The organism is Pseudomonas guariconensis, from assembly GCF_040822035.1.
Lineage (GTDB): Bacteria > Pseudomonadota > Gammaproteobacteria > Pseudomonadales > Pseudomonadaceae > Aquipseudomonas > Aquipseudomonas guariconensis.
The window spans coordinates 3,283,369-3,307,354 of sequence record NZ_CP162012.1 but is presented as its reverse complement, the minus strand read 5'-3'; the positions used below and the strand labels follow the sequence as shown (position 1 = coordinate 3,307,354).

The window sequence follows — 23,986 nt, the reverse complement described above, 5'->3', positions numbered from 1 at the left end:
TGTATTTCGGATATTGCCCCCATGAGTACCCCGCATTTGCGCCAGGCCACGTCCAAGGATGTGGATCGTTGCTATCAGATCGAGATCAGCGCCTACGAAGGTGACGAGGCCGCCACCCGCGAGAAGATCGCCACGCGCATTGCTCAGTACCCGGAAGGGTTCCTGGTGCTGGAACTCGAGGGGGTGGTGATCGGGTTCATCAACAGTGGTTGTGCCTTTGACGTGGTGATGTCCGACGAGTCCTTCAAGGAATTGGTCGGCCATGACGCCCAGGCGCCGAATGTAGTGATCATGTCGGTAGTGGTCGATCCTGCCTTTCAGGGGCGAGGGTTCGCTGGCCTGCTCATGAGCCATTTCGTCGATCAGATGCGTCAGCGCGGCAAGGCCACCATCCACTTGATGTGCAAGGACCGCCACGTGGGGCTGTACGAAAAAATGGGCTACCGCTATGTGCAGCCTTCGGCCTCCGACCATGGCGGGATGGCTTGGCACGAGATGGTCATGGCTTTGTGACGTTTGCTCTGCGACTGTGCCTGCGGCCCCATCTGATATGCTTTTTTTCCATGAACCTGAATCTGTAACCGTATCAGCCTGCATCAGACAATACCCATCAAGCCCAGCCTTCCGAACCGGCGTGCGCTGGGCAAGCTGCGCTGCTCTGCAACAGCACCGGCCAGCCTCGCCGTTTCGCCATTATCTATAGAGGTTCCGATGGGCAAGCTCGCACTTTTCCTGGGTGGATTCCTGTTGCTGACAATCCTGGTCGGCCTGTTAGGCACCATTCCGCCAAGCTGATACGTTCGTGCCGGCCCGCCGCCTCAATAGGCGGGCTTGTTCTCTTGGGCATGGCCCGCTTCCAGACGCTGCAGAGCGATGCCCTGCGGCGTTGTCGTGCGTACGATAAGTCATTCTCGGCGTTGAGAAATCTGTCCACAAAAAACGTGGGTAGGTCTGTGGATAAATCGCTGCAACCCAAGCCGGCGGCGGGCTCTGTTAAATTGAACAGAATTTGAGCAGCGCTGTCGGTAAGGGGCTATACGCATGCGTACGCTCACTGACCTAGTGCTGAGGATAGGCGCGGCGCACCCATTGCAATAGCTCGCGCACCCGCACGGGCAGTTCCCCTGCGGGATACAGCGCATGCATCTGCGGATCCTGGCCGCTGCTCGAAGTCAGGCGGTAGTCGGTGCAGACGCGAACCAGGCGCCCGGCATGCACCATTGGCTCGGCCACCCAATCAGCCAGGCGGGCGATTCCCGCACCGGCTAACGCGCTTTGCAGGATCGCCCCCCCAGCACTCAGACGCAGCCGCGGATGTGGGCGCAGGCTGCTGATCTGCCCATCGCGATAGAAGTGCCAGGCCTTGAGCACGCGCGGCGCGGTATGCAGGATCAGGGCGTGCCCATGCAATGCCTCAGGATGCTCGGGCATGCCGTGGCGGGCCAGGTAATCGGGGCTGGCGTACAGGTAGCGCCGATAGGACCAAAGGGGATAACCGATCAGCTCGCTGGACTGCGGAAAGGCGCCCCGGATGACGAAGTCGAACTTGCCTTGCAGCGGATCGAGGGCCTGGTCGCTGAACTGCACGTCCAGGGTGACCTGCGGATATTGCTGGGAGAATGAAGCGAGCACCGCGGGCAATAGCTGTTGGCCGAGCAGCTCGGGCGCGGCGAAGCGAATCCAGCCTTGGGATGAGCCGCTCAGCGCCGCCAGCTCGTCGACGGCATCCCGTTGCACATCCAGCAAGCGCTCGGCATGAGGTAGCAGGCGTTCACCGGCCTCGGTGAGGGTCACGGTACTGGCGCTACGATTGAGCAGCTTGGCCCCGGCATTGTCTTCCAGCGCCTGCACGGCGCGGGTGACGGCGCTTGGCGAGCGCCCCAGGGCGCGGGCGGCGGCAACGAAGCTGCGCTTGTGGGCGACGGTGACGAAGGCCTGGATTTCTCGCAACATGTCCAATGCCATGGACGCTCCTGATTGCAGTTTTCGCAACGTCGCATTTCAACATAAGCGCCACCATTTGGTTAGCCTTGGGGCTCTGCTTTTCGTTCCGGAACCTGCCCCATGATGGATATCGCGCTGCTTTCGTTGTTCGCCTTCGCCGCCGGGCTGATCGATGCCGCTGTTGGCGGTGGCGGGTTGATCCAGATTCCGGCGCTGTTCAACGTACTGCCGAACGCGCAACCGGCCGCGCTGCTGGGCAGCAACAAACTGGCCTCGGTCTGTGGCACCTCGTTCGCGGCTCGTTCGTTCCTGCGCAAGGTGCATCTGGACTGGGGCCTGATCGTGCCAGCCGCTGCCAGTGCCTTCGTCATGTCGTTCGCCGGCGCCGCCACGGTTTCGCTGGTGCCACCCAGCGTGATGCGCCCGGCGGTGCTGGTGCTGATCGTGCTGATGGCCATCTACACCTTCTGCAAGAAGGACTTCGGCACCCTGCACAAACCCGCCCGGATCGGTCGCAAGGAGCAGTGCCTGGCGGTGCTGATCGGTGGCGCGATCGGCTTCTACGATGGTCTGTTCGGGCCGGGCACCGGAAGCTTTCTGATCTTCCTGTTCATTCGCTTCTTCGCCTTGGATTTTCTCCATGCCTCGGCGTCAGCCAAGCTTGTGAACATCGCCACCAACCTGGCCGCACTGGTGTTTTTCATCCCATCTGGAAATGTACTTTGGGCCATCGCATTGCCGATGGCGGCCTTCAACATTCTGGGGGCGCTGACGGGCACTTGGCTTGCGGTGCGCAAGGGGGCGGGGTTCGTTCGCGGACTGTTCCTGGTGCTGTTGTGCGTGCTGATTGCCAAGTTGTCCTGGGACTTGCTGGCGGTTTGAGTCAGACGACTTGGCGCTGCGCCTCGGCCTGTACGATGCGATTGCGGCCCGCAGCCTTGGCACGGTAGAGCGCCTGGTCAGCCTGTGCCAGCAAGCTGTCGAGGTTGGGCGCCAACTGCTGGGCGCGGCAACCCGCCAGGCCGATGCTGACGGTGATCTGCAGGCGGCGGTCGAGCACCACCACGCGCAAGTCCTGCACGGCGCGACGCAGACGCTCGGCAGTGAATGTGGCCTGCTCCGGCGCAAGCCCTGCAACGATGATCACGAACTCTTCGCCCCCGAGGCGGGCGAACAGCTCGCCTTCGTGCAATTGGTCCTGAATGGTATGGGAGAACTGACGCAGCACCTGGTCGCCTACGGCATGGCCGTATTGGTCGTTGATGTTCTTGAAGTGATCGATATCCAGCATCATCAAGGTCAGGGGCATCGCTTGGGCATGCTGCTGACGGCTCTCGAGCAGGGCGTTGGCACGACGGGTGAAGGCGCTGCGGGTCAGGGCGCCGGTGAGATGGTCGATGGTGGCTTGGTGCGCCAGGCGTGCCAGCAGACTGCGGTTGGCATTGCTGACGCAGGCCACCACCAGCGGACCGAGCACGAGCATGGCGATGCCCAGGCGCGCCGACATCAGTGTGTTCACCCCAGGCATGCTCTGCGGGAGACTGAAATGCATGAGGCTCAGCGCCACGGCGACGATCAGCGTAGTGCCGGTGGTGAAGGTCAGCAGCGACACCATGAATGACGAGTATGTCCAGGCGCACCACAACAAGGCGGCGATGGGGAAGGCGATGGCGCCTGGCCCGCCGAAAGCGATGCTCAGTGCCAGGGAGCCTAGCAGGATCAGCAGCGGCATCAGACGAATCGCCTGGCCACCGCCTCGAGTCAAGGAGCGTAGGTTCGGTGCGGTGAGTAGCATCGGCAACACCAGCACATTGGTCGAGAACTGTTCGCTGAACCAGGCCAGCCAAGTGGCCTTGAGCGATTCCTGGAACCAAGGAGCGGCCACTACACACGCCATGCTCGCCGCGACGACGGCTCCGGCGGCGCTGGCGCCGAATACACGCAGCACGCCTTCCGGCGTGCGCATGCGGCGATGCACCCGCGGCAAATGCGACAACACCCGCCAGAGGGTGATGATCACCCCCAGATTGCATAGGTTGAACCACAACGCAGGCTTCCAGGCGCTGCCGGTGGCGAGGTCGGCGGTGACCATGGCCAGCCAGACCAGGCCGAACCCTGCGAAGGTGGCCTGCCGTGGATAGCGCAGCAGCACGCCGGCAAGCACCGCATTGACGGGCCAGAACAGCGACAGGGATTCGATCGGTCGGGCCAGGATACCGCCCAGCGTCAGGGCGAGGGACAAGCCGAACAAGGCAAGAAGAGGAAGCAGGCGCGACGGGGCTGGGAACACCATGGGCTCGACCGGCTAGCGGAGACGGAATCCAGGAAAACGCCTGTAAGCACCTGGGGTAATGAGGCGTCAGTGTGTTTCCTGAATGGAGGGATGTCAATTAGCTGGTGTCTGGGCGGCTTTCTATGTGGCAGCGGCCATTTTCGTCGACTTATTGACGCCGGCTACAGACCAAAAAACCACGGCACCATGAAAACAGTCACCAGCATCACCACCATCGTGAACGGCACCCCAACCTTGACGAAGTCGCCGAAGCGGTATTGGCCTGGCCCCAAGACCAGTGTGTTGACCGGCGAGGACACTGGCGTCATGAACGCCGCCGAGGCCGCCAGGGCGACGGTCATGGCGAACGGGTAGGGCGACATGCCTAGCTGCTGTGCGGTGCTGATAGCAACCGGTGCCATCAGCACCGCCGTGGCGGTATTGGAAATGAACAAACCGATCAGCGCGGTGACGGCGAACAGGCAGCCGAGGATAGCGTAAGGCCCCGCATCACCGAGCAGGCTGACCAGGCCGCTCACCGCCAGGTCGATGCCACCCGTTTTCTGCAGGGCCAGGGCGAAGGGCAGCATGCCCACGATCAGCACCAGGCTTTGCCAGTGGATGGCGCGATAAGCGCTGTCCATGTCGATGCAGCGTCCGGCACCCATCAGCACGCAACCGATCAGCGCGGCAACGACGTTGGGCACCATGCCGCTGACCATCAAGCCGACCATCACCATCAGGCTGATCAGTGCAAAGGGGGCTCGGGTCCGGGCCGGAGCCACTTGATCGATTTCCGCAGGCAGGCTCAAGACCAGAAAGTCCTTGGGCTGGCTTTGCAGCTGGCGTATGGCCTTCCAAGGACCGACCACCAGCAGGGTGTCGCCCAGGCGCAGTTTCTCTTCCACCAGTTGCTCATCAATGGCGGTCTGCTCACGGCGCAGGCCGACGACATTCAGCCCAAAGCGGCTACGGAAGGCCAGCTCCAGGATGCTCTTGCCGAGCAATTGCGACCCGGGCGGCAGGGAAACTTCGGCCATGCCCAGGTCCTGGGACTGGTCGATGAAATAGGCAGCCTTGAAGTGCAAGGGCTCAAGTTGCATGGTCTGGCACAGGCTGCGCAAGTCATCGCGATTGGCGAACAGGTCGAGTAGCAGCACGTCACCTTGGTGCAGCACCGTGCTCGAATCGGCGACCATCACCCGGGTGGTGAACTTGTGCTGGCGCTCGATGCCGATCACGTTGGCGCCGTGGCGGGTGCGCAGCTCCAGCTCGCCCAAGGTGTGCCCGATCAGCGGAGAGTGAGCGCGGATGCGCAGACGGCGCTCGCGGCCGTTGAGTTTGTAGTCGAGCACCAGGTCAAGGAGGGTGCGGCGGGTTTCCACCCGGCCATCCTTGCGCACCTCGCCATTGAGCCAGCGGCGGGCGAACAGCATGTAGCCGATGCCGAGCACCAGCACCACCAAGCCGAACGGGGTGAAACTGAAGAAACTGAAACCCGCGCTGCCATGACGCACCAGTTCGCTGTGCACGACCACGTTGGGCGGTGTGGCCACCAGGCTGAGCATGCCACTGATCAGGCCGGCGAAGCTCAGCGGCATCATCAGCCGACTGGGCGACAGGCTAAGGCGCGCAGCGATGCTCAGCACCACGGGGATGAAGATCGCCACCACTCCCGTCGAACTCATGACCGAGCCCAGGCCGGCCACTGCAATCATCAGCAATACCAGCAGGCGTGCCTCGCTGTTGCCGGCCCGTTCGCTCATCCATTCACCGATGCGGTAGGCGATGCCTGTGCGTACCAGGCCTTCGCCGATCACGAACAGCGCTGCGATCAGCACCACGTTGGGGTCGCTGAAGCCTGCCAGCGCCTGCTCGATGGTGAGGATTCCCGAAAGCGGCAGGGCCAGGATCACTAGCAGGGCGACCACATCCATGCGCGGGCGGTTGATGACGAAAAGTGTGACGACGATGGCCAGCAGGCAGAGGACCCAGAGCAGCTCATGGTTCATGGGGAGGGGGTGTTCCTTCACTCAAGGGGCACGGTAGAGAGTAGCGCCGAGTGTGGCACCGTGCAGTGAAGGTGGTGTTGATATGTTGCAATGTTTGTTGACAAGAAGGGGCTGCAAGCAGCCCCTCAGGTGTAGCGGCAATCAGTGGCGGTGACGACGGTGATGCCTGTGGCCGCCGTCGTTGTCACCCATGTGATTGCCCAACGCGCCACCTGCTGCGCCACCCAGGCCCGCGCCAATGGTCGAACCGGTGGAACCGCCGACCGCGCGGCCCAGGATCGAGCCGCCCGCCGAACCCAGGCCACCGCCAATAGCGGCTTCGGTACGATTGCCCTTGCGTGCGCCAACCGCACTGCCGGCAGCGCCGCCCAGGCCTGCGCCGATGGCGGCACCGGTACCGCCGCCGATCTGTTGGCCAACAATGTTACCAAGGGCGCCACCCAGGCCGCCGCCGATGGCAGCGGTGCCGTCGCCGGCAAATGCGCCCTGGCAGAGCAGCAGGCCGAGGGCAAGGGAAGGCAGAGTCAGACGCATGATGTGAACCTCAAACGAATCATCAGGGTAAGGTGCCGCGGCACGGGCGGCGGGTCAGGGGAAAAAAGGCGTTGCAGTATCAGTCGTCGTCATCGTCGTCGCGGTCGCGATAACGGTGGTAGCGATCACGGCGGTCGCGGTCTCGATAGCGATAGCCGTCATCATCACGGTCACGGTAGTAGCGATGGTCCCGGTCACGATCCCGCCAGCCATCATCATCGTCGTGGTAGTGGTGGTAGCAGCCACTGAGGGTGAGCACGGTGGCAATCAACGCAAAACTCGCAATGCGCTTCATCACGATATAGGTCCTTGATCCGCAAAGATTTACGGGGTACCTCCTGAGACCGGAAGCGCTCGATTTGGTTTCTTGGGCGCGCAAAAATCTGCCGCTCCAGCGATGAGTGGCATGTCGGACGTATATTGATCCGGCCGCGCTTGGCGGCCGGCCTGTCCGCGCCTTGCTAGTTCGAGGCGGGCTCGATGGCGAGAATCACCCCATTGGTGGTCTGCACCAGTACGTAGTGGTCAGCCAGGCGTACCCAGTGACTTTCCTTTTCCGGAGGCTGCAGGCCCTTGGCCTGCCAATCGTGGATAACCAAGTCGTCGCGCTTGTACTGATCCGGGGCTTTATCGCCCACTTTAAGTTCGCGTTGGCTGTGCGGGGCGGTGACGCTCTGTTCTTTCGTGTCCGCTGCTGAGGCGGCCAGGGGGAGGGCGACAGTGAAAGCTAGGACATAGAGCAATGGCTTCATGGGGGCTCCTTGAAAACAGGACATGCCCTATCTGCGACCCTCGCCTGCGCGGGATAATTCATTTGCCGTCACTGCAATGCTAGAGTCGCGTTCTTTTTTGTCTCGAGGATGGAAAAATGCGAGCACTCGTGCCGATGGTCGCCGCTCTGGTGTTGGTCGGTTGCGCCTCAGCCACCATGGAAGCTGCACGTGGCAACGCGCCGACCGCGCAACTCGACTCGCACAAGGCGCCGGAGATCGTCGCCCAATGCATTCAGTTCAGCTGGCAGGAAGAAGCGGCGTTCGGGGTCGATGCCAGCGGTTATCTGGAGCCACGCAAGCAAGGTGGTTTCACGGTCTATACCCGCGAAGCCGAGTCGTTCGCCGATATCTATCCGCAATCTGGCGGCACTCGTGTGGATTACTACGCGCAGAACAACGACACCATGGCCCTGCGCCGCCGCGCCGCGGCAGCGACCTGCCTATGATTCAACGGGGCATGTAGCGAAGCTGCCAGCGCCTAGGGATTTTCAGCGAAGCCAGGCCCAGCAAGGCTGCCAGCAGGGCGCTGGCGAGCAGGGCTAAGCGGTCGAATTGCTGTTCGAGCAGGACGCCCGCGATGGCGCCCAGGAGCATGCCACACCAGGGGATCAACTGCACCCGCCAACCCAGCTTGCGCTGGCCGAGCAGGGTGCGGCCCAGCCCACGCCCGAAGCGCGACAGGGCACCGGTGACATAGGTCAGGCCGATGGGCAGGCCGTTCACTTCCTCCACCACCGCATTGATCATGCCCATGGCCATGACTGCCGCCAGCAAGGCGGGCAGTTGAAGTAGCTCGGGCATCAGGCCGGCCAGGGCCAGCAAAGTGGCGATCAGGCTCAGCAAAGGCCAGGGACGACGGCCTGTCATTGCTGCAACGACCACGCCCAAGGCGTTGCCCAGAACGAACGCACCGATCACCAGCACCAGGCGCAGCACAGGGCCCAGCTCGGCGCTGCCCAGCGACACCGCCAGGCGTGTGGTGTTGCCACTCATGAACGAAACGAAATCGCCTGTGGCCATGAATCCGATCGCATCGGTCATGCCGGCCAGCACGGACAAGCCGGCGACGAAATAAAGGCCCACCGTGCCGCGGCGCTGCACGTGTCGATGGCAGTGACCATTAGCCGATTGGCTTCCTGGTAGCATCGTCGTTTCTCCGGTTCAGTTCAGGCGGGCTTGCAACCCGGCGATATGGGCTTGCAGGCGTTCGTGCTCGTCGCGTTCGGCTGTGATGTCTTCGAACACACTGATCAGATGCTCTGGTCGGCCGTCGGCGTGTCGCTGCAGCGAAGTGCGTGCGCGCACCCAGAGGTAGTGGCCTTCCTTATGGCGCACGCGCTTTTCCACTTCGTAGCGGTTGATTTCGCCTGCCAGCATACGTTCGAGGAGCACCAGGTTGTCTGGCAGATCGTCGGGGTGCGTGAGCTGCTGGAAGGTCATGCCATACAGCTCCTGCTCGCTGTAGCCGAGCATTTCGCAGAAGGAGCTGTTGACCCGCTGCCAGCTGCCATCAGGGCCGATGTAGGCCAAGGCGCCCCAGGCCAGCTCGAAAATGGTGCGAAAGCGCTCCTCGCTCTGGCGCAGTTCCGCCTCGGCGACTTTGCGCTCGGTGTCGTCCATGCTGATGCCGACCATCTTCACCGAGCGCCCGGCGCTGTCCTGCAGCACGGTGGCGCGCGACGCGATCCAGCGTTGGCTGCCATCCGGGCGGGTAATGCGAAAATCGCACTCGCATGGAGTGCCGGTAGCCACCGCGCGGGTGTACATGGCATGCATCTGCTGGGCGTCTTCGGGCGCCACATGGGCCCAGAAGTCCTCGTTGCGCCGCACGGGCCAGCCATACACGGCCTCGACGTTGGGTGAATAGGTCACCTCATCGCTGACCAGGTTCCACTCCCAGGTGACAATTCGCGCGCCTTCCTGGGCCAGCTTCATACGCGTCTCGCTTTCCATGATTTCGGCGGTGTAGCGTCGGCGTAGATCGGTCATCGGCAGCTCCACCACCTCGGCGTGCTGCACGCTTTGCAGCGCTTCTTCGCCATAGCGCAGCCAGATCCAATTGACGTTGAGGAAGTCCGCCAGCTTACGCAGGTTGTCGTAGTCGATCTCGCCGCCCCGGGTCCACTTGTGCACGGCTGTGCGAGAGATGCCCAACGCAGTGCCTACAGCCTGTAGCGTCAGTTTGTGGTGTTCGAGCAGTTCCTTGAGGCGAAAGGCGAAGCTGTTTTCCGTCATGTTCAGGGTCCTGGCAGAAGCGCGAGCTGCGAGTATACCTGAGCTGTCAACTTGAAGTTGACGAGGTGCAAGCGTGCGTTCGAGCTGAAGGGCGCCTGCCGCTGAGGTACAGGGCAGGCGCTCAAGCTCTGGTCAGGAAAGAAAACCGCCGTCCACGTTGAGTGCAGTGCCGGTGGTGTAACTGGAGGCGTCGCTGGCCAGGTACAGCACCGCGCCGGCCATTTCGCCGGGATCGGCCACGCGCTTGAGGGGGATTTGCTGCAAGGCGGCATTGCGGATGGCGTCGTTCTTGACCAATGCCGAGGCGAACTTGGTATCGGTCAAGCCTGGCAGCAATGCGTTGCAACGAATGCCGAATTGCGCACACTCCTTGGCGAACACCTTGGTCATGTTGATGACTGCGGCCTTGGTCACCGAATAGATGCCTTGGAACAATCCGGGCGATACGCCATTGATCGAGGCGACGTTGATGATGCTGCCGCCGCCGTGTTCACGCATCAGCTTGCCGGCCTCCACCGACATGAAGAAGTATCCGCGAATATTCACATCCACGGTTTTCTGGAAGGCGCCGAGGTCGGTGTCCAGCACATTGCAAAACTGCGGATTGGTGGCCGCATTGTTGACCAGGATGTCCAGGCGTCCGAACTGTTCACGGATACTGGCGAACACCTGCTGGATCTGCTCCATTTCACCGATGTGGCAAGCCATGGCAGTGGCCTTGCCGCCAGCGGCGGTGATGGCGTCGGCGACCGCTTGGCAGCCCTCGAGCCTGCGGCTCGAGACGATCACATGGGCGCCTTGCTGGGCTAGCAGATGGGCGATGGCCTCACCGATGCCGCGGCTGGCGCCGGAGACGAAGGCGATTTTGCCGTCGAGGTCGAACAGCGTGGTCTTGGACATGCCGGATTTTCCTTGTTATCAGAGTGAGGACTTATCGATCACTTGCAGGGCCATGTGTTCCAGCAGCCGGTTCATGTGGATGAACTGGGCAAAGCGTTTGTCCTGGGTCTGGCCATGGTGGAAGCGGTAGTAGATCTGCTGGACGATTCCGGCCAGACGGAACAGGCCGTAGCAATAGTAGTAATCGAAATTGTCCAGGTGGATACCGGCGCGTTCTGCGTAGTAATCGACGAACTGGCGACGGGTCAGCATCCCAGGGGCATTGCTCGGCTGACGTCGCATCAGTTGCACCGGTGGTGGGTCGTTGGCCTCGATCCAGTAGGCCAGGCTGTTGCCCAAGTCCATCAACGGATCGCCCAGGGTGGTCATCTCCCAGTCCAGTACACCAATGATGCGCATGGGGTTCTCGGCATCGAGGATGACGTTGTCGAAGCGGTAGTCGTTATGCACGATGCCTGGACGTGGATGATCGGCGGGCATCTTGTCGTGCAGCCAGGCGATCACCTGTTTCCATAGCGGGGCATCCGGGGTCAGGGCTTTTTCGTAGCGGCTGGTCCAGCCTTCGATCTGACGCTGTACATACCCTTCTGGCTTGCCCAGGTCGGCCAGGCCGCATGCGGTGTAGTCGACCTGGTGCAATTCCACCAGGCGATCGATGAAACTTTTGCACAGCGCCTCTGTGCGGCTGGCATCCAGGCCCAGCGAAGGCGGAATGTCCGAACGCAGGATGACGCCCTTGACCCGCTCCATGACGTAGAACTCAGCGCCTATCAGCGACTCGTCTGTGCAGTGCACATAAGCTTTGGGGCAGTACGGGAAGCCATCGTTGAGCTGATTGAGGATGCGGAACTCCCGCCCCATGTCATGGGCGGACTTGGCCTTGTGGCCGAACGGCGGACGACGCAGGACAAACTCTCGATCCGGGTAGGCGAGCAAATAGGTGAGATTCGACGCGCCGCCAGGGAACTGGCTGATCGAGGGCTTACCCTGCAAGCCTGCGATATGAGCTTTCAGATAGGGATCGATGACGGCCGCGTCGAGCTCTTCGCCGGGGCGTACCTGGGTGGATTGATCGGTGAGCGTCATGCGTTTTCCTTATTTTCCAGCGCAATAACTATTGGCTAATCTAATTTCGCTACGTCACTGGCACAAGCGTACCAAGGGGCTTATAGGCAAGGGTGTTGCCGCTCAATCACTCATCTTGATGGGCCTTGCATGGCCGCCGGCAAAAAAAAACCGAAGCCAGTTGGCCTCGGTTTTTTCATCGGCAATCGCTCGAGCCACTCAGGCGGGGAACAGCTCGCTGAGTTTCATCGACAGCATCATGTCGCCTTCGACGCGCAGCTTGCCGCTCATGAAGGCCTGCATGCCATCGGTGTCACCGCTGACGATGCCTTTGAGGGTTTCACTGTCCATGACCAGGGTGCAGTTGGCGTCCGGGTTCTCGCCTTCCTGCAGGTTGCAGGTACCGTCCTTGACGATGAGTGCATAGTGCTTGTCTTCGTCGGTGATGTTGAAACCGAACACCAGGTCCAGGCCGGCGGCAGCGGATGGGTTGAACTTCTCTTGCATCTTCTTGACGGCATCAGCTACGGAGGTCATGGCGCATTCCTTATAGAGTGATATTCACGTCCCCGGTGGGGACAACAGGCCGGGCTCATCGATAGGTGACAAGCTCCGGCGTCCTCAACAGCTGCACATGGGCTTGGCTGTTGAAGGAAGCCAGTGTCACGTCGTTGCCCCGAAATTTCAGGTGGCTGAGCGACGTGTTGATGATCTGCCAGTTCAGCGCGAAGGCTTGGCCGGGCGTGATCCGAGTAACCAGGTGGAGCAGGGCGGCGATGGTTCCGCCGGACGTAAAGATGGCAATGTTGTCGCCTCGGCTTGCGCTTTGGAGCACTCGAGCAAGGCCGCCCTGGACTCGGGCAGTGAACGCCTGCCACGTCTCCAGGCCATCGCTTTGGTGTTCGCCATCGTGCCAGCGTTGCACCATCAGCGCGAACAGGCGCTGGAACTCGCTGCGATGGGTCGTGCCGTTGCGCAGGATATGCAGCGCGTCGGGCTCTTGCGGCAGCAGGTCGGGAAGCAATGCACGGATAACGCCATCGGCATCGAACTCGTTGAACGCCGCGTCGGTCTCAATGGCCGGCGTCGAGCAGCCTTGGGCCTGCATGGCCTCAAGCGTAAGGCGCGCAGTGTCTTGCTGGCGGCGCAGGTCGCCGGCCAGGCACCGATCCAGACGCAGACCGAGCTGGGCAAGATGCTCTCCCAACGCGTGGCTCTGGCGTGCGCCGACGGGTGAGAGGACGTCGTAGTCATCGGCACCGAAGGAGGCTTGGCCATGTCGGATCAGGTAGATATTGCCCACGGAGAGGTCCGGTCCAAGGGAGTTGCTGCGAGGTTAGGATGCGACAGACAGGCTGTCAACGAAAAAACATACAAGCGTTTGAAAAGGTTGTTTGAACTATGTTGCCAGCGTTTTCCCCAGCTGGCAGCGCCTGTGACGCAACGGTATGCTTGATGCAGTTCGCGCCTTCAGGCGCTGGTCTATCAAGGAGTCAATGTGGAGTTTCTTGCCGAATACGCAAGCTTTCTCGCCAAAACCGCCACCCTGGTGATCGCCATCCTGGTGGTCTTGTCGGCCATTGCCGGCTTGCGGGGCAAGGGGCGGCGTAAATCGGGCGGGCATTTGCAGGTCACCCGTCTCAACGAGTTCTACAAGGAGTTGCGCGAACGCCTCGAAGCAGGCGTGTTCGACAAGGCCCAGCTCAAGGCGCTACGCAAGCAACAAGCCAAGACGGAAAAACAGCAAAAGAAGAGTAAGGCCGAAGAGAAAAGCCGTGTGTATGTCCTCGATTTCGATGGGGACATCAAAGCATCCGCCACCGAAAGCCTGCGCAACGAAATCACCGCGCTGCTGAGCCTTGCCACCCCCCGTGACGAGGTCGTGTTGCGTCTTGAGAGTGGTGGTGGTCTGGTGCACAGCTATGGTCTGGCTGCGTCGCAGCTGGCGCGCATCCGTCAGGCCGGCATTCCGCTCACCGTGTGCATCGACAAGGTTGCCGCCAGCGGCGGCTACATGATGGCCTGCATCGGCGAAAAGATCGTCAGCGCCCCCTTTGCCGTGCTCGGTTCGATCGGCGTGGTGGCTCAGCTGCCCAACGTCAATCGCCTGTTGAAGAAGCACGATATCGATTTTGAGGTGCTCACCGCCGGCGAGTACAAGCGCACGTTGACGGTGTTCGGCGAGAACACTGAAAAGGGCAGGGAGAAGTTCCAGGAAGACCTGGATATAACGCATCAGCTGTTCAAGGATTTCGTCTCCCGCTACCGCCCTCAGTTGCACATCGATGAGGTCGCCACAGGCGAAGTCTGGCTGGGTGTCGCCGCGCTGAACCGAAAACTGGTCGATGAGCTGCGCACCAGTGATGAATACCTGAGCGAGCGCGCCCGTGAAGCGAATCTGTTCCACTTGCGCTTTGCCGAGCGCAAGAGCTTGCAGGAGCGAATCGGCGTGGCGGCCAGCGGTACCGTAGAGAACACATTGGTCGGTCTCTGGAGTAAACTGAGCCGCCTGCGCTAACACCTTGAGCCCCTTGAATATTTTTTCTAATCAGGGGGTTGCAAGGATCAACGAATGTAGACATAATGGCGTCCATCGAAACGCAGCAAGCTTTAAAAATCGCTGAAGTTTCAAGGAGATAGCGACGCGAAAGCAGCTAAATCCGAACTTTGAGGCCGAGTAGCAAAGTGGTTATGCTCCGGATTGCAAATCCGTCTACGCCGGTTCGATTCCGACCTCGGCCTCCACTATTCAAAACCCCGCAGATCTAGGTCTGCGGGGTTTTTCGTTATGGGGCGGAAAAGGCAGGAGTTCCGAAACAAAAGGGTTGGAGTTCCGAAACATCAGCCTTTCGAGGGCTTTGCGATCGCGCCGACGCGACGGTAAACCCGCTCGGTGATGCCCTCTTTCGAGTGACCCAGCAGCACGCTTGCATCGCTCAGATCGTTGATCTCCGAGGCCGCTTTCGGTCGGATATCGCGGAATTGGAACTGCGCGATTCGGTTGGCCAGATCCGGCTTCTTTTCCAACTCAGCTTTCACTCGGGCCGCCTCTCGGGCGTCTGCCCACCGGTTGCGTAGCATGGGCCAGCTCATGCGCTTGCCATGCTCGTTGACGATGAAGAACGGCGACAGGTGTTGGCTGGTGCTGCGCATGATTCTCTCGAGCAACAGACCTAAGCTGTTTTTCACCCCGTTCGCCTCCAGGACGATCCTCAGTCGCTTGCCGGTTTTGCCTTGGCTGACCAGCAGGTAGATTCCCTCCATATCGTCCTTCCGCATGGACAGCACATCCGACGGCCGCTGGCCTGTCAGATACGCCAGGTCCATCGCGTCTTTCAGCTCCGGTGGAGCCTCCTCATATACAGCCCGCCACACCGTTTCGTTGGCGTAGAAGTCGCGCGGTTTCTCCTTGTTCTTTCTCACGCCCAGGCACGGATTGTCCCGGGTGGTTAGCCCCCATTCCCTCGCGGTGTTGAACACGTGGGAGAGAAGGGCGATTTCCCTGTTGGCTCTGGTCTTCGCCGACCGGGAATCGCGGTACTGCGCGATCATGGCCGGCGTGATGGCGTCGATCGGCGCCGAGTCGAACACGGCGCGCAGCTGCTTGAGCTCGTAGATGTTGTCCTTCTGGGTCCTGGCGGCCTTGCCCGGGATGATCTTGCGCTCATACTCATCGAAGATTCCCTTCATCGTCTTCAGCTCGGCCGGAGTGGCCTTGGCCTCGAAGTCGGCCCACTTCAGCTTCGCCTGCACCAGGTCGGTACCGAGAGGGATTTCCTTGCCGGCCTGGTCGCGGTAGTAATACCCAACCCACACTTTTCCGTTCTTTCTGGTGCGCTTGCGCCGGTACATGCCCGGCGGCAGGTCGCGGTTCTCGGTACTTCTGGGTCGCATATCACTTTACTCGGGAGAAGTCAGGGGTCCAGGCTGGCGCCGGGGGCGGGGCTGCTGCTACCGGCACGGTGTCGATCACCACGCCGCTGAGCTTCTGGCGGGCGTATTGGCGGCCTACCAGTGGACGGCCGCCTCGACTTTCGACGAAGTGCCAGCCTTTTTCTGTGAGCCAACGGCGCTGCCACGCCCGGGGTTTGTAGCCGGTGATCTCAACCAGCTCTTCGTCTGAAAGGATCTCGGTTTCCATGGGATGGTCTCCACGCCGCCGGTGGCGGCAGGTTGGTGGTCAGGCTGGGATTTTCTCAAGCGCTGCGTCAGCGACCTTGATAGCTGCCTGAGCATCATTCACGTAGGCCGGGTCGAAGCCTCCGGCGTAGTGGATGACGCGCTGGCAGGCGTCCAGTTCTTTGCGCGCCAGGCGGAGCGCCTGGGTAAGCTCTTCCTGCAGCGCACCCTCGGCGCGGCCGATATCCCAGAACTCTTTGCCCCAATGGCCTTCCGGCGGCGGGTTGCTGTTCTGCTTGCCGAAGGCCATGGCGCCGATGATTGCGTCACAGAGCAGCCGCTTGTAGATGTTCTCGCCATCCAGGCCCAGGCCACCGCGCCGACGCAGAGTGTTGATGACCTCGTCAATGTTCAGGCCGCTGTCCTTGAGCACGATGTCGAGCTCTGGCTTACCGGCGGTGTAGATCACCAGGGCGAGCTTGGCTTCGGGCCATAGGTCGGCTGAGATTCGCTCCAGGCAGTCATTGGCGGTTTGATGAAATTGCTGAGTTGCGGACATAGGGAATCCTTCGCCCGCGCATGTCGGCGGGCTTTGAGTAGTTGGGGGAGGGGTTACTTGCTGTAGTGGTTGCGGATACGGCGGGCGATGGCTCGCAGTTCTCCGTCCATCTCGCACATCTCGTTGTTGTCCCGGCGCGAGACGACCCCGGACCTGGTGACGTTGCGGCCACCCAGAATCCAGGCAGCCAGTAGGATCAGCGCCGATTCCAAATGACGCCGTAGCCAGCCCGTATGCCGGATCATGGCATCAGCTCCTTCGGCACCTGGACGGTATCGCCGAGCTTGGCGGAAACGATTGCGCGACATGCGGCGACCAGGGCGGCGTCACCCGCCTGGCAAAACTCGCCTTTGTCAGTGATTACCCAAGCTGCCCAAACATCGTCGGTGCTCTGTGGGCAATGGAGGCTGACCATGTTTTTCTCCATCAGCAGCCCTCCCAGCGCCCAGTCCTCGTGCGGGTTGTAGAGCACATCCCACTGCAGTGCCTGGCCGCGCTTCTTCCAGAACACCCGCCACGGCACGTTGTACTGAGGTCCTACCAGGAAGACCTCAAGCCCTTCCGCCTGGGCAACGGCCCAGTCGAGCGCGTGGCCGGTGAGGTCTGCCGTCTTCACTTCGATCAGGTCAGTCATGGCTGCACCTCGGCGTTGTAGCGCTTGTAGTCCTCGCCGAACTCCCAGCAGTAGGTCGCCGGCCATGCGCCACGGGTACCCTGTGGCACGATGTTGTACATGCGGTCGTAGGTGCCGTGACCCGGAGTTGTCTTGATCCAGACATGCTCAGGGCCACCCAGGCACCAGCCAGGGTGATCCGCAACGGCAGCCTTCATGAACTCTTCTAGGTTGTGGTGTCCCTTGCTCATGCAGATGTAGGTGTCTTCGCCGACGCTACGCACATCAAGCGGATAGGTTTTGGATGGCATCGTTCTGCACCCTTTCGAAGTAGAAGACGACCTCGGCCCCGGTCTCGGCGATCAAGCCGTAGGCCTTGGCCAGGCGGTAGATGGGGTGGTAGTGGTTGAGGCTGTTGACGTGACCGGCCAGCCAGCGGCGCCAGTCCTCCAGCTGCATGCGGTGCTTGCTCAGATTGCAGGGCACGCAGGCCGGCATCATGTTGGCCATGTTGTGATTGGCTGGCCGAAGGGCCGGGACCGTCTTCGCCGCTTCGCCAGTGTTGCGGACGACTGGCTCGAAATGGTCGGCGTGCCAGCGCTCGCCCAAGGCGTTGCCGCAGTAGGCGCAGCGGCCGCCGTATTTCAGGCGGATCTGCTCACGCTCAGCTTTCTTCAGGCGCACGGGTGCTCCTTGGCCGCCATATCGCGGCAGTAAGTTGTACAAGTGATTGAAATTGGTACAAGAAAATCGGCCGGCGGTCCGATTCATTTCTCAAAACGCGATTCCAAGATTGCGGGCCGCCTCGCTTTCGCTATGGTGAAATTTCACCAATGGCATACAACTAAAATCGTAGGAGGCCGACATGAGGATTCGCGGTGAAGTTTTCTGGGAGTGGGCTGATCCAACGCTTCACCACCGAACTCATGACGAAGAACTCGAGGATGGAACGGTCATTGATGTTCAGGTGCGCCTGTCGCGAACGGGTAAGACGCAGATGTTCATTGGGGTATATGCCGCGAGTGGCATGGCCCTTCACGAAGAGGCTTTCGATTCCCGACCTGGCGAGTCAATGACCAGGGCGCTGGCCTGGGGAGTGGGGCGGGCTCGCCGGATCGCCACCGATACCCAGCCGAAATTCGATAAAGTCGCCTGCTCGAAATAGAGGGGACAGGGGCTACAGCTGAGAGGAGTACTTTTGTACTCCAGCTGTCAGGAAGGCTTGTCCTCCAGGACTGCGCGGGCAACGGCGCCATCTTCGATGAAGTCCGGTTCGTCGCCGCACCAAAGTATGTTCAATGGCTCGCCGCTCACTGTGTCCCATTTCCCACTCTCGAAGTGGTAATGCTCGCGGTCGGCATAGAACTTCAATGCAGCGCGCAGCCGCTCAACCTCGCCAGGATCTGCGTGGGTGTAGAGCTGCCCCAGCTTGGCGATTTCGTCGAGGCAGGCGTTCCATCCCTTATCACCATCATGAAGGAATGACGGGTCGAGGTGGTGCACCTTGCGCGCAGGCAGCGCCACCGGCTCGCCCTGGTGCTGAGGGGCGCGTAGCGCTCGGATAGCGCTGAGGATGATGGCCTTGTTCCCAATCGGCGTGCCACTCCAGTCGCAAGCTTCAAGCGCTGCCGCTACCTGATCTGGTCGTTGCTCGCGGCCAAGCATGGTGCGGATCTGCGTCATCGCTGCGCCGGCGGCTTCAATTTGCTGGAGTTCGGGGTTGCTGGATCGGTTTTCTGTGGGCATGGGATACCTCTGCAAATTCATCTACAGTTTTGGAGTCTTGTGGGAGGGAATTGAAATGGAATGTTTCATTTGCAAGAGCGATGCAACACAGCTTGATCCAACCGGGGATCATCAGCGGTTAGCATGCCCAGCGTGCGGCGAGTACAAGATCAGCAACACAGCGCTTGACCGTATGAAAAGAGATGGCCTGCAGTTCAACGCGGATGTCGCCAGGGAGTGGCTGCGAAACCATCAAGGAAGTGGTGTCATTCCGCTGATAAATGACACAACGGCCGCAAATCTGGTTTAGGCCGCTTTAATCAGCGCCTCGATAACCCGCTGGCCGGCCAGCGGCGGTACCGCATTACCGGCCATATGCATAGTCAGCCGGTGATTGTCTGGACGCAGGGTATCGGCCGGAAAGGACATCGCGGCTAGAGCCTCGCTGGCGCTGAGCATCCGCATGCGGCCACCGTCGACCAACGCCCAGCGGTCCAAGGTGGTGATGGTGCCGATCGGGCGGCTGATGTCGCGCCCGGTGAGACCGGAACCCTTGCCGTAGTAGGGCATGATGAAGCGATCGCCGAAGCGCTGGCGGCCGTTGCTCACCCGGTCGAGCGTGGCCTGGGCCCGGCCTGGTTTTTCGATTTGCGACCAACGCCCGGCGTCGAAGTCGAGGAAACTGGTGGCCGGTACGTGCCGCTCGCGGGGCAGCTGCAACATCAGCGGCGCCTTGCTGCGCGTCAGCACCATGAACAGGCGCACCCGGTGCTGCGGCACGCCGAGGTCAGCGCAGTCCACGATGTGCGGCGCTGCCTGATACCCCAGCGCCTGGATGGCTTGCAGCCAGGCCGGGTAGAGCACCCAGTCGGTGAACTCCGGCACGTTCTCGATCACCGCCGCCTGCGGTTTATGGAACTCAAGGGCTGCTACCGGCGCCCAGGCCGTAGAGCGCGATGCGTCGTGCTCAGGGTTGCCCGACTTCTTGCCGCGGGCCTTGGCGTGTCCTTGGCAGCAGGGCGAGGCAAGCAGGATGTCGTGTGCCGGCACCTGCTCCCATCGGGCCTGGTGCAGGTCCTGGCAGACGTGCTCGGTATTGGGGTGGTTGGCTGCATGCCACTTCACGGCATCAGGCCAGTGGTTTGCCGCCCAGAGAACCTGGACGCCTGCGGCGCGAGCGCCGGTGCTCCATCCGCCGAGGCCGGCGAACAGGTCGATTGCTGTGGTCATGTGATCCTCAGATTCAAGCAGCTGGCGATTGGTCCAGAAGGAAGTCCATTTGCGCGGCGCCTTCGATCCAGGCTGTATCCAGACGCTGGCGGGCGAGGACGGCGTATTCGGGGTTCAGCTCGCAGATGACCGATTGCCGGCCTTCCTGCATGGCAACGAGTGCGGTGGTACCGGCGCCGCCGAACGGGTCGAGCACCATCCCGCCGCGCGGCGATCCGGCCAAAACGCAGGGGCGGATCAGGTCGGGCGGGAAGGTGGCGAAGTGCGCGCCTTTGAAGCTGGCGGTGGCCACCGTCCAGACGCTGCGCTTATTCCGGGTCTCGTCGTAGTCCACATCATCACGGCCTGTCCGGTGCTGCGCTGTCTGCCCGTGCTCGCCATCGGTGTACTTCGTCTCCCTGGCGAAGCTGTTGCGCCTGCTGGCGCTTTCTGGGGCCGCCTGGGCTCGGGCAGGCTCGCGTATGGCGTCCTGGTCGAAGTGATAGCGCGGGCTCTTGCTCAGCAGGAACAGATACTCGTGCGCTTTGGTGCACCGGTCCTTGATCGATTCAGGCATCGGGTTCGGCTTGTGCCAGATGATGTCTTGTCGCAAGTACCAACCATCATCCTGCAGCGCGATCGCCAGGCGCCATGGGAGTCCCAGCAGATCCTTGTGCTTCCAGCCGGCGGGGGCTGATCGCCAACCGGTGGCATCGCCTTTTCCCTGCCACGCACCGTCGCCGCGCTCGGCCATGTACCGGCCCCCGCCGCCTCGGCCGCCACTGGCGTAGCTATCCCCCAGGTTCACCCACAGGGTTCCGTCATCCCGCAGCACGCGGCGCACTTCACGGAACACAGCGACCAGGCTCTCGATGAATTCGCGGGGAGAGGCCTCCAGCCCGATCTGGCCGTCGACCCCGTAGTCGCGCAGCCCGAAATAGGGCGGGCTGGTGATGCAGGTGTGCACTGACTGATCCGGCAGCGTCCGCATCATCTCGATGCAGTCGCCCACCAGGATGCGGTGCTGCTGGGTCATGTCGTTGTCCTTGCGTGCAGGCGCCTCCCCCGCCGGGGTGGCGCTAGTTGTTGATCCGGAGTGGTATGCTCGCCTGCATGTTTGCAAGGAGAACAAAATGGACAGAGTCGTACTGGGCGGATGCCTACTGCTGGTGATGTTTGGCATTGCGGTTGGATTTGGAGTCCAAACATCGCCAGACACGCAAACTCGAATCAGGTCGGCTCTTGAGTTGCTGAGTTTTCTCGCAACGTCTGTGACTGCTGTGGTAGCAGTTGTTGCGTTAACCGGCTGGCGCATGCAGTTCAAGCACACCGAGAAGTTCAAGGCGCTCCGAGAACTCAAAGACGCAGCTACGACTTTGCATAAGTTCAGAGGGTATCTATTAGCACTGCAGAACAGATGCCAAGGTCTACTTCAGGGAGCATCTCCTGAGGTGATAGCGGATCTTCAGCAGGCGGAGGACGAAGCTCGCCAAAATTGGTTAGAAGCGCTGGAGCTTTACAATCGGGCGTGGAGCACTGCTTTAGTATTTCTAACCAGTGATGAATCAGATAGCTTTGTTGGCTCTTCTAACGTGTTTAATAAGAGGTCCATAGATGACCCGGTAAGAATCACCATGCTGTTCGCCAATGCAGCGCAAGATGGGGGTGTTCCCAGATTTCTCTTAGAGGCCCGCGAAATCACTGACTCTGCTAAGCATCTTTACGCATCCACTCGCTCAGCGCTTGAAGTCATGCTTATGGAGAAATTTCGCCCTTAGCGACTCCATCACAGAGAGGAAGGCGCTGGCGGGCAGCGCGGGAGGGTCAGGCGGCGCGCACCTTGAAGGTCAGCATTGCTGTGGCATCGTCGTTGAAGCACTCGGCCAGCTCTTGATAGGCCCGGTATTTGGCCTGGCTGCGGGTTGCTGCCCACACGCGCTGCACATAGTGGCGCGCATCGCCCAGCATGTACCGAACGTCATCCCAGTCGTACATGCCATTGGTGAGAACTTCCCACTGTTTGAGTGGCAGCGTCTCGGCCATTTCGCCGTACTGCATTTCCCAGGTGGGGTGGTAGTTGCGGATGCGCTTCTTCGGGTCGCTGTCGAGGATTACGCCGATATAGTGGCCGCGGTCGGCCATGATCACGCCTGGCTCGCCGTTGGCGATCACCCGGCGCCCGATCTCGGCGGGCACATCGTAGTGGCGGCGAACGTAGTCGCAGTTGTAGTTGCTCATGGCTTTCTCCATGCATGCGCCGCCCTCCGTGCTGGTGGCGGCATGGTGGCAATTTGGGGTGGGATGGGGTATTACGGGTGACCGGCATGGGGCCGAAAGGAGAGCTTGATGAAGCGCTTTACTAAAAGCTTGAGAAGTTCTGTTCAGAATCAAGATTGGTATGTGGCACTTGCTTCCGCTCTAACGCTACCTGATGTTTGCGGTCGCTTAATCAATCCCAACCAAGGTAGTGCAGTTCGGTACGCTGCTTGGTTCGACTCTTGGGTGGCCCCCGGTTATACATTCGTGATTCCTGGAGTCGGTGCGCACTGCTTTCTTACCGGCTCGGATTGCTACGCGTTGAGATGCAGCTACCTGCATGAGGGTGGAGGTGAAATCGCCCACCAGCGAGCCAGGAAAGCACTAGACTATTTCCATTTTATTGTTCCGCCAGAAGACGAAAATATAATCCACAAAAATCTACTTGGAGACACGCTTCAACTTCAGGTGGATAAATTCTGTTTGGAATTAGCTGATGCGGTAGATAGATGGGCTCATAGTGTTGAGGGAAATGAAGAAGTACAGATTCGTATGGAGTCGCTACTTCAAATTCACAGCCATGTCCCAGGAATCATTTACTCTTGAAATTCTGGCGAGATTATCTCGTCCCCAGGCATTCGCTTCAGTTCTGCCAAGCTGGCTTCGTTGAACTGACGCGATAGTTTTGGCGAGATATAAAAAGCTGGCGCGTCAGGTCGTTCAAGCCGGCGCGCTCGTTCTTCTGGTACCTGCGAAATCCACGACAAGGCCAGGTCCTGCCAGAGCTCCTGCACCTGCTCGTAACCATGAGCCTCGACCTCTGCAGCCATGGCCTTCTTGATTCCAGCAGGCATGTTGAAGAACACCTTCTCGATGCCCAGGCGCTCGGCTTCTGCCTTCTTCCTGTCGCGGTAGTTCGCCGAATGTTTGGCGGCCCCCGTCTTCTGTTCGGCCATTGCCGATACCTCCCAAGCCGCTGGGCGGCAGATTGATGTGTTGCTGGCGCCGGCCGTGCCGGACGCGGGCGGTGATGCGCTTCATGCTGCTTTCTGCTGATTCCAGGCGCCGACGGCGGCAAAGATCTTGGCAGCCTCTGCTTCGTCGACCGTTGTGTCGGTAGGGATGGCAATCCAGCCGGCCGCTACCAGGTGATTAGGATTGGCCTTGGACCGTAGGTCTAAGTAGGTCGCCTCGATCACGTCGGTCAGATGCTCGGCCAGGTAGTTGCCTTGCGGCGCGACCTCAATCGACTTGTGGTAGCGCTGGCCAAAGTGGTCCAAACACAGAACGCTGAGATAGATAGTCCAGCGGTGCGGGATGTCGCAGACGGCGTCGACGACCTGGCGCACGCGTATCTGCTTGAGGTTCTTCCAGTTGATCAGAATCTGCTGACCGCTGGGGTCGATGTTCACCACCGCGGCGTGATTGGCCGAGACCAGAGCCCGGCAGGTCCGCTCTAGGCGAGCGCGCATATTGTGTGGCTTGCGCTTGCTCATTGCAGGCCGCCTCGCTTGCTCGCCGCACCTGCCTCCATCGCATCCACGAAGCGCATAGCGGTCCGGTAGCTGAAGGCGAAGCCCTGGACGGCGCCGGTGGCGATCTCCACCACATCCCAATTACCGCCCGTGTTGGACGCCTGGAAGCGCGGCGCCGGCTGATCAACCTTGGCCTGGGCCTCGGTCCTGGCTGACTTGCTACGCTCGAGCAGGGCTGCGAGCACGGCAAGCTTCTGCTGGAAAGCAGGGTGCATTGCTGTCTGCATGGGATGGT

Annotated in this window: 33 protein-coding genes and 1 tRNA gene; 8 read left to right on the top strand and 26 right to left on the bottom strand. The window is 60.9% G+C overall.

Annotation, left to right across the window (positions count from 1 at the left end):
- Positions 1-21 precede the first annotated feature (21 nt).
- Positions 22-513: a GNAT family N-acetyltransferase gene (locus AB1N67_RS15190; RefSeq protein ID WP_043211682.1), complete on the top strand. Its 492-nt coding sequence runs from the start codon at positions 22-24 to the stop codon at positions 511-513.
- Between the two features lie 546 nt (positions 514-1,059).
- Here AB1N67_RS15190 and AB1N67_RS15185 read toward each other — a convergent pair.
- On the bottom strand, positions 1,060-1,965 hold the full coding sequence (locus AB1N67_RS15185; RefSeq protein WP_090344534.1) for a LysR family transcriptional regulator: 906 nt from the start codon (positions 1,963-1,965) through the stop codon (positions 1,060-1,062).
- A gap of 99 nt (positions 1,966-2,064) precedes the next feature.
- On the opposite strand from AB1N67_RS15185, the gene AB1N67_RS15180 reads away from it, so the two are divergent.
- Positions 2,065-2,826, top strand: coding sequence for a TSUP family transporter (locus AB1N67_RS15180; protein WP_090344535.1), 762 nt, complete (start codon positions 2,065-2,067; stop codon positions 2,824-2,826).
- Between the two features lies 1 nt (position 2,827).
- On the opposite strand, the gene AB1N67_RS15175 is transcribed toward AB1N67_RS15180, so the two are convergent.
- The 5 genes from AB1N67_RS15175 to AB1N67_RS15155 form a co-directional block, all read right to left on the bottom strand.
- Entirely contained in the window at positions 2,828-4,237 is a 1,410-nt protein-coding gene (locus tag AB1N67_RS15175) for a GGDEF domain-containing protein (protein ID WP_043211689.1), read from the bottom strand.
- A 161-nt stretch (positions 4,238-4,398) separates the two neighbouring features.
- A complete protein-coding gene (locus tag AB1N67_RS15170) occupies positions 4,399-6,228 on the bottom strand; it encodes an SLC13 family permease (RefSeq protein ID WP_043211691.1) in 1,830 nt (609 codons plus the stop codon).
- A gap of 141 nt (positions 6,229-6,369) precedes the next feature.
- Positions 6,370-6,762, bottom strand: a complete 393-nt coding sequence (locus AB1N67_RS15165) for a glycine zipper domain-containing protein (RefSeq protein ID WP_043211693.1) — start codon at positions 6,760-6,762, stop codon at positions 6,370-6,372.
- 79 nt (positions 6,763-6,841) lie between these two features.
- Positions 6,842-7,060 carry a hypothetical protein gene (locus AB1N67_RS15160; protein ID WP_232092072.1) on the bottom strand — a complete coding sequence of 73 codons (219 nt, stop codon included), beginning with the start codon at positions 7,058-7,060 and terminating at the stop codon, positions 6,842-6,844.
- Between the two features lie 163 nt (positions 7,061-7,223).
- Positions 7,224-7,514 (bottom strand): RcnB family protein, encoded by a 291-nt coding sequence (locus AB1N67_RS15155; protein ID WP_090344541.1) that lies wholly within the window; start codon positions 7,512-7,514, stop codon positions 7,224-7,226.
- 116 nt (positions 7,515-7,630) lie between these two features.
- Here AB1N67_RS15155 and AB1N67_RS15150 point away from each other — a divergent pair, with 116 nt between their 5' ends.
- Positions 7,631-7,981: a hypothetical protein gene (locus AB1N67_RS15150; RefSeq protein ID WP_090344543.1), complete on the top strand. Its 351-nt coding sequence runs from the start codon at positions 7,631-7,633 to the stop codon at positions 7,979-7,981.
- A 1-nt stretch (position 7,982) separates the two neighbouring features.
- On the opposite strand, the gene AB1N67_RS15145 is transcribed toward AB1N67_RS15150, so the two are convergent.
- The 6 genes from AB1N67_RS15145 to AB1N67_RS15120 all read right to left on the bottom strand — a co-directional run bounded on the left by AB1N67_RS15145 (position 7,983) and on the right by AB1N67_RS15120 (position 13,038).
- A complete protein-coding gene (locus tag AB1N67_RS15145; protein WP_102082256.1) occupies positions 7,983-8,681 on the bottom strand; it encodes a YoaK family protein in 699 nt (232 codons plus the stop codon).
- Between the two features lie 15 nt (positions 8,682-8,696).
- A complete protein-coding gene (locus AB1N67_RS15140; protein WP_043211706.1) occupies positions 8,697-9,770 on the bottom strand; it encodes a helix-turn-helix transcriptional regulator in 1,074 nt (357 codons plus the stop codon).
- A gap of 132 nt (positions 9,771-9,902) precedes the next feature.
- On the bottom strand, positions 9,903-10,670 hold the full coding sequence (locus tag AB1N67_RS15135; RefSeq protein ID WP_043211707.1) for an SDR family oxidoreductase: 768 nt from the start codon (positions 10,668-10,670) through the stop codon (positions 9,903-9,905).
- An 18-nt stretch (positions 10,671-10,688) separates the two neighbouring features.
- Positions 10,689-11,756 carry a phosphotransferase family protein gene (locus AB1N67_RS15130; RefSeq protein WP_043211709.1) on the bottom strand — a complete coding sequence of 356 codons (1,068 nt, stop codon included), beginning with the start codon at positions 11,754-11,756 and terminating at the stop codon, positions 10,689-10,691.
- 198 nt (positions 11,757-11,954) lie between these two features.
- Positions 11,955-12,272: an SCP2 sterol-binding domain-containing protein gene (locus AB1N67_RS15125; protein ID WP_043211712.1), complete on the bottom strand. Its 318-nt coding sequence runs from the start codon at positions 12,270-12,272 to the stop codon at positions 11,955-11,957.
- Between the two features lie 55 nt (positions 12,273-12,327).
- Positions 12,328-13,038 carry a histidine phosphatase family protein gene (locus AB1N67_RS15120; protein WP_070572818.1) on the bottom strand — a complete coding sequence of 237 codons (711 nt, stop codon included), beginning with the start codon at positions 13,036-13,038 and terminating at the stop codon, positions 12,328-12,330.
- Between the two features lie 195 nt (positions 13,039-13,233).
- On the opposite strand from AB1N67_RS15120, the gene sohB reads away from it, so the two are divergent.
- Complete coding sequence (gene sohB, locus AB1N67_RS15115; protein ID WP_043211716.1) at positions 13,234-14,253, top strand: protease SohB; 1,020 nt, start codon at positions 13,234-13,236, stop codon at positions 14,251-14,253.
- Between the two features lie 153 nt (positions 14,254-14,406).
- Positions 14,407-14,480 (top strand) — tRNA-Cys (locus AB1N67_RS15110).
- Positions 14,481-14,576: 96 nt separating this feature from the next.
- Here AB1N67_RS15110 and AB1N67_RS15105 read toward each other — a convergent pair.
- From AB1N67_RS15105 to AB1N67_RS15075, 7 genes are read right to left on the bottom strand one after another with little or no spacing between them, the layout of a single operon-like run.
- Positions 14,577-15,629, bottom strand: a complete 1,053-nt coding sequence (locus tag AB1N67_RS15105) for a site-specific integrase (protein ID WP_070572823.1) — start codon at positions 15,627-15,629, stop codon at positions 14,577-14,579.
- Position 15,630: 1 nt separating this feature from the next.
- Positions 15,631-15,876, bottom strand: coding sequence for a DUF4224 domain-containing protein (locus AB1N67_RS15100; RefSeq protein WP_070572826.1), 246 nt, complete (start codon positions 15,874-15,876; stop codon positions 15,631-15,633).
- 39 nt (positions 15,877-15,915) lie between these two features.
- Positions 15,916-16,413 carry a hypothetical protein gene (locus AB1N67_RS15095; RefSeq protein WP_367863156.1) on the bottom strand — a complete coding sequence of 166 codons (498 nt, stop codon included), beginning with the start codon at positions 16,411-16,413 and terminating at the stop codon, positions 15,916-15,918.
- A gap of 53 nt (positions 16,414-16,466) precedes the next feature.
- Entirely contained in the window at positions 16,467-16,658 is a 192-nt protein-coding gene (locus AB1N67_RS15090) for a hypothetical protein (protein WP_367863155.1), read from the bottom strand.
- The gene (locus AB1N67_RS15085) at positions 16,655-17,047 is read right to left on the bottom strand and encodes a DUF2591 domain-containing protein (protein WP_367863154.1); all 393 of its coding nucleotides are present in this window, start codon (positions 17,045-17,047) and stop codon (positions 16,655-16,657) included. The genes AB1N67_RS15090 and AB1N67_RS15085 overlap by 4 nt, the downstream gene beginning before the upstream one ends.
- Positions 17,044-17,337, bottom strand: coding sequence for a hypothetical protein (locus tag AB1N67_RS15080; protein WP_054912489.1), 294 nt, complete (start codon positions 17,335-17,337; stop codon positions 17,044-17,046). The genes AB1N67_RS15085 and AB1N67_RS15080 overlap by 4 nt, the downstream gene beginning before the upstream one ends.
- On the bottom strand, positions 17,312-17,710 hold the full coding sequence (locus AB1N67_RS15075; protein ID WP_070572521.1) for an HNH endonuclease: 399 nt from the start codon (positions 17,708-17,710) through the stop codon (positions 17,312-17,314). The genes AB1N67_RS15080 and AB1N67_RS15075 overlap by 26 nt, the downstream gene beginning before the upstream one ends.
- 181 nt (positions 17,711-17,891) lie before the next feature.
- Here AB1N67_RS15075 and AB1N67_RS15070 point away from each other — a divergent pair, with 181 nt between their 5' ends.
- A complete protein-coding gene (locus AB1N67_RS15070; RefSeq protein WP_367863153.1) occupies positions 17,892-18,191 on the top strand; it encodes a hypothetical protein in 300 nt (99 codons plus the stop codon).
- A 47-nt stretch (positions 18,192-18,238) separates the two neighbouring features.
- Here the strand turns inward: AB1N67_RS15070 and AB1N67_RS15065 are convergent, their stop codons facing one another.
- From AB1N67_RS15065 to AB1N67_RS15055, 3 genes are all read right to left on the bottom strand, one after another.
- The gene (locus tag AB1N67_RS15065) at positions 18,239-18,772 is read right to left on the bottom strand and encodes a hypothetical protein (protein WP_367863152.1); all 534 of its coding nucleotides are present in this window, start codon (positions 18,770-18,772) and stop codon (positions 18,239-18,241) included.
- Between the two features lie 285 nt (positions 18,773-19,057).
- A complete protein-coding gene (locus AB1N67_RS15060) occupies positions 19,058-19,981 on the bottom strand; it encodes a DNA cytosine methyltransferase (protein ID WP_367863151.1) in 924 nt (307 codons plus the stop codon).
- Positions 19,982-19,994: 13 nt separating this feature from the next.
- The gene (locus tag AB1N67_RS15055) at positions 19,995-20,996 is read right to left on the bottom strand and encodes a site-specific DNA-methyltransferase (protein ID WP_367863150.1); all 1,002 of its coding nucleotides are present in this window, start codon (positions 20,994-20,996) and stop codon (positions 19,995-19,997) included.
- 97 nt (positions 20,997-21,093) lie between these two features.
- Here AB1N67_RS15055 and AB1N67_RS15050 point away from each other — a divergent pair, with 97 nt between their 5' ends.
- Positions 21,094-21,738, top strand: a complete 645-nt coding sequence (locus AB1N67_RS15050; RefSeq protein WP_367863149.1) for a hypothetical protein — start codon at positions 21,094-21,096, stop codon at positions 21,736-21,738.
- Positions 21,739-21,784: 46 nt separating this feature from the next.
- Here the strand turns inward: AB1N67_RS15050 and AB1N67_RS15045 are convergent, their stop codons facing one another.
- A complete protein-coding gene (locus AB1N67_RS15045; protein ID WP_367863148.1) occupies positions 21,785-22,198 on the bottom strand; it encodes a hypothetical protein in 414 nt (137 codons plus the stop codon).
- A gap of 108 nt (positions 22,199-22,306) precedes the next feature.
- Between AB1N67_RS15045 and AB1N67_RS15040 the strand changes: the two genes are divergently transcribed.
- Entirely contained in the window at positions 22,307-22,822 is a 516-nt protein-coding gene (locus AB1N67_RS15040) for a hypothetical protein (RefSeq protein ID WP_367863147.1), read from the top strand.
- On the opposite strand, the gene AB1N67_RS15035 is transcribed toward AB1N67_RS15040, so the two are convergent.
- The 3 genes from AB1N67_RS15035 to AB1N67_RS15025 form a co-directional block, all read right to left on the bottom strand.
- Positions 22,813-23,172 (bottom strand): hypothetical protein, encoded by a 360-nt coding sequence (locus tag AB1N67_RS15035; RefSeq protein WP_367863146.1) that lies wholly within the window; start codon positions 23,170-23,172, stop codon positions 22,813-22,815. The two genes, AB1N67_RS15040 and AB1N67_RS15035, sit on opposite strands and share 10 nt — an antisense overlap.
- Before the next feature lie 81 nt (positions 23,173-23,253).
- Entirely contained in the window at positions 23,254-23,712 is a 459-nt protein-coding gene (locus AB1N67_RS15030) for a hypothetical protein (protein WP_367863145.1), read from the bottom strand.
- On the bottom strand, positions 23,709-23,978 hold the full coding sequence (locus AB1N67_RS15025) for a hypothetical protein (protein WP_367863144.1): 270 nt from the start codon (positions 23,976-23,978) through the stop codon (positions 23,709-23,711). The genes AB1N67_RS15030 and AB1N67_RS15025 overlap by 4 nt, the downstream gene beginning before the upstream one ends.
- Positions 23,979-23,986 lie beyond the last annotated feature (8 nt).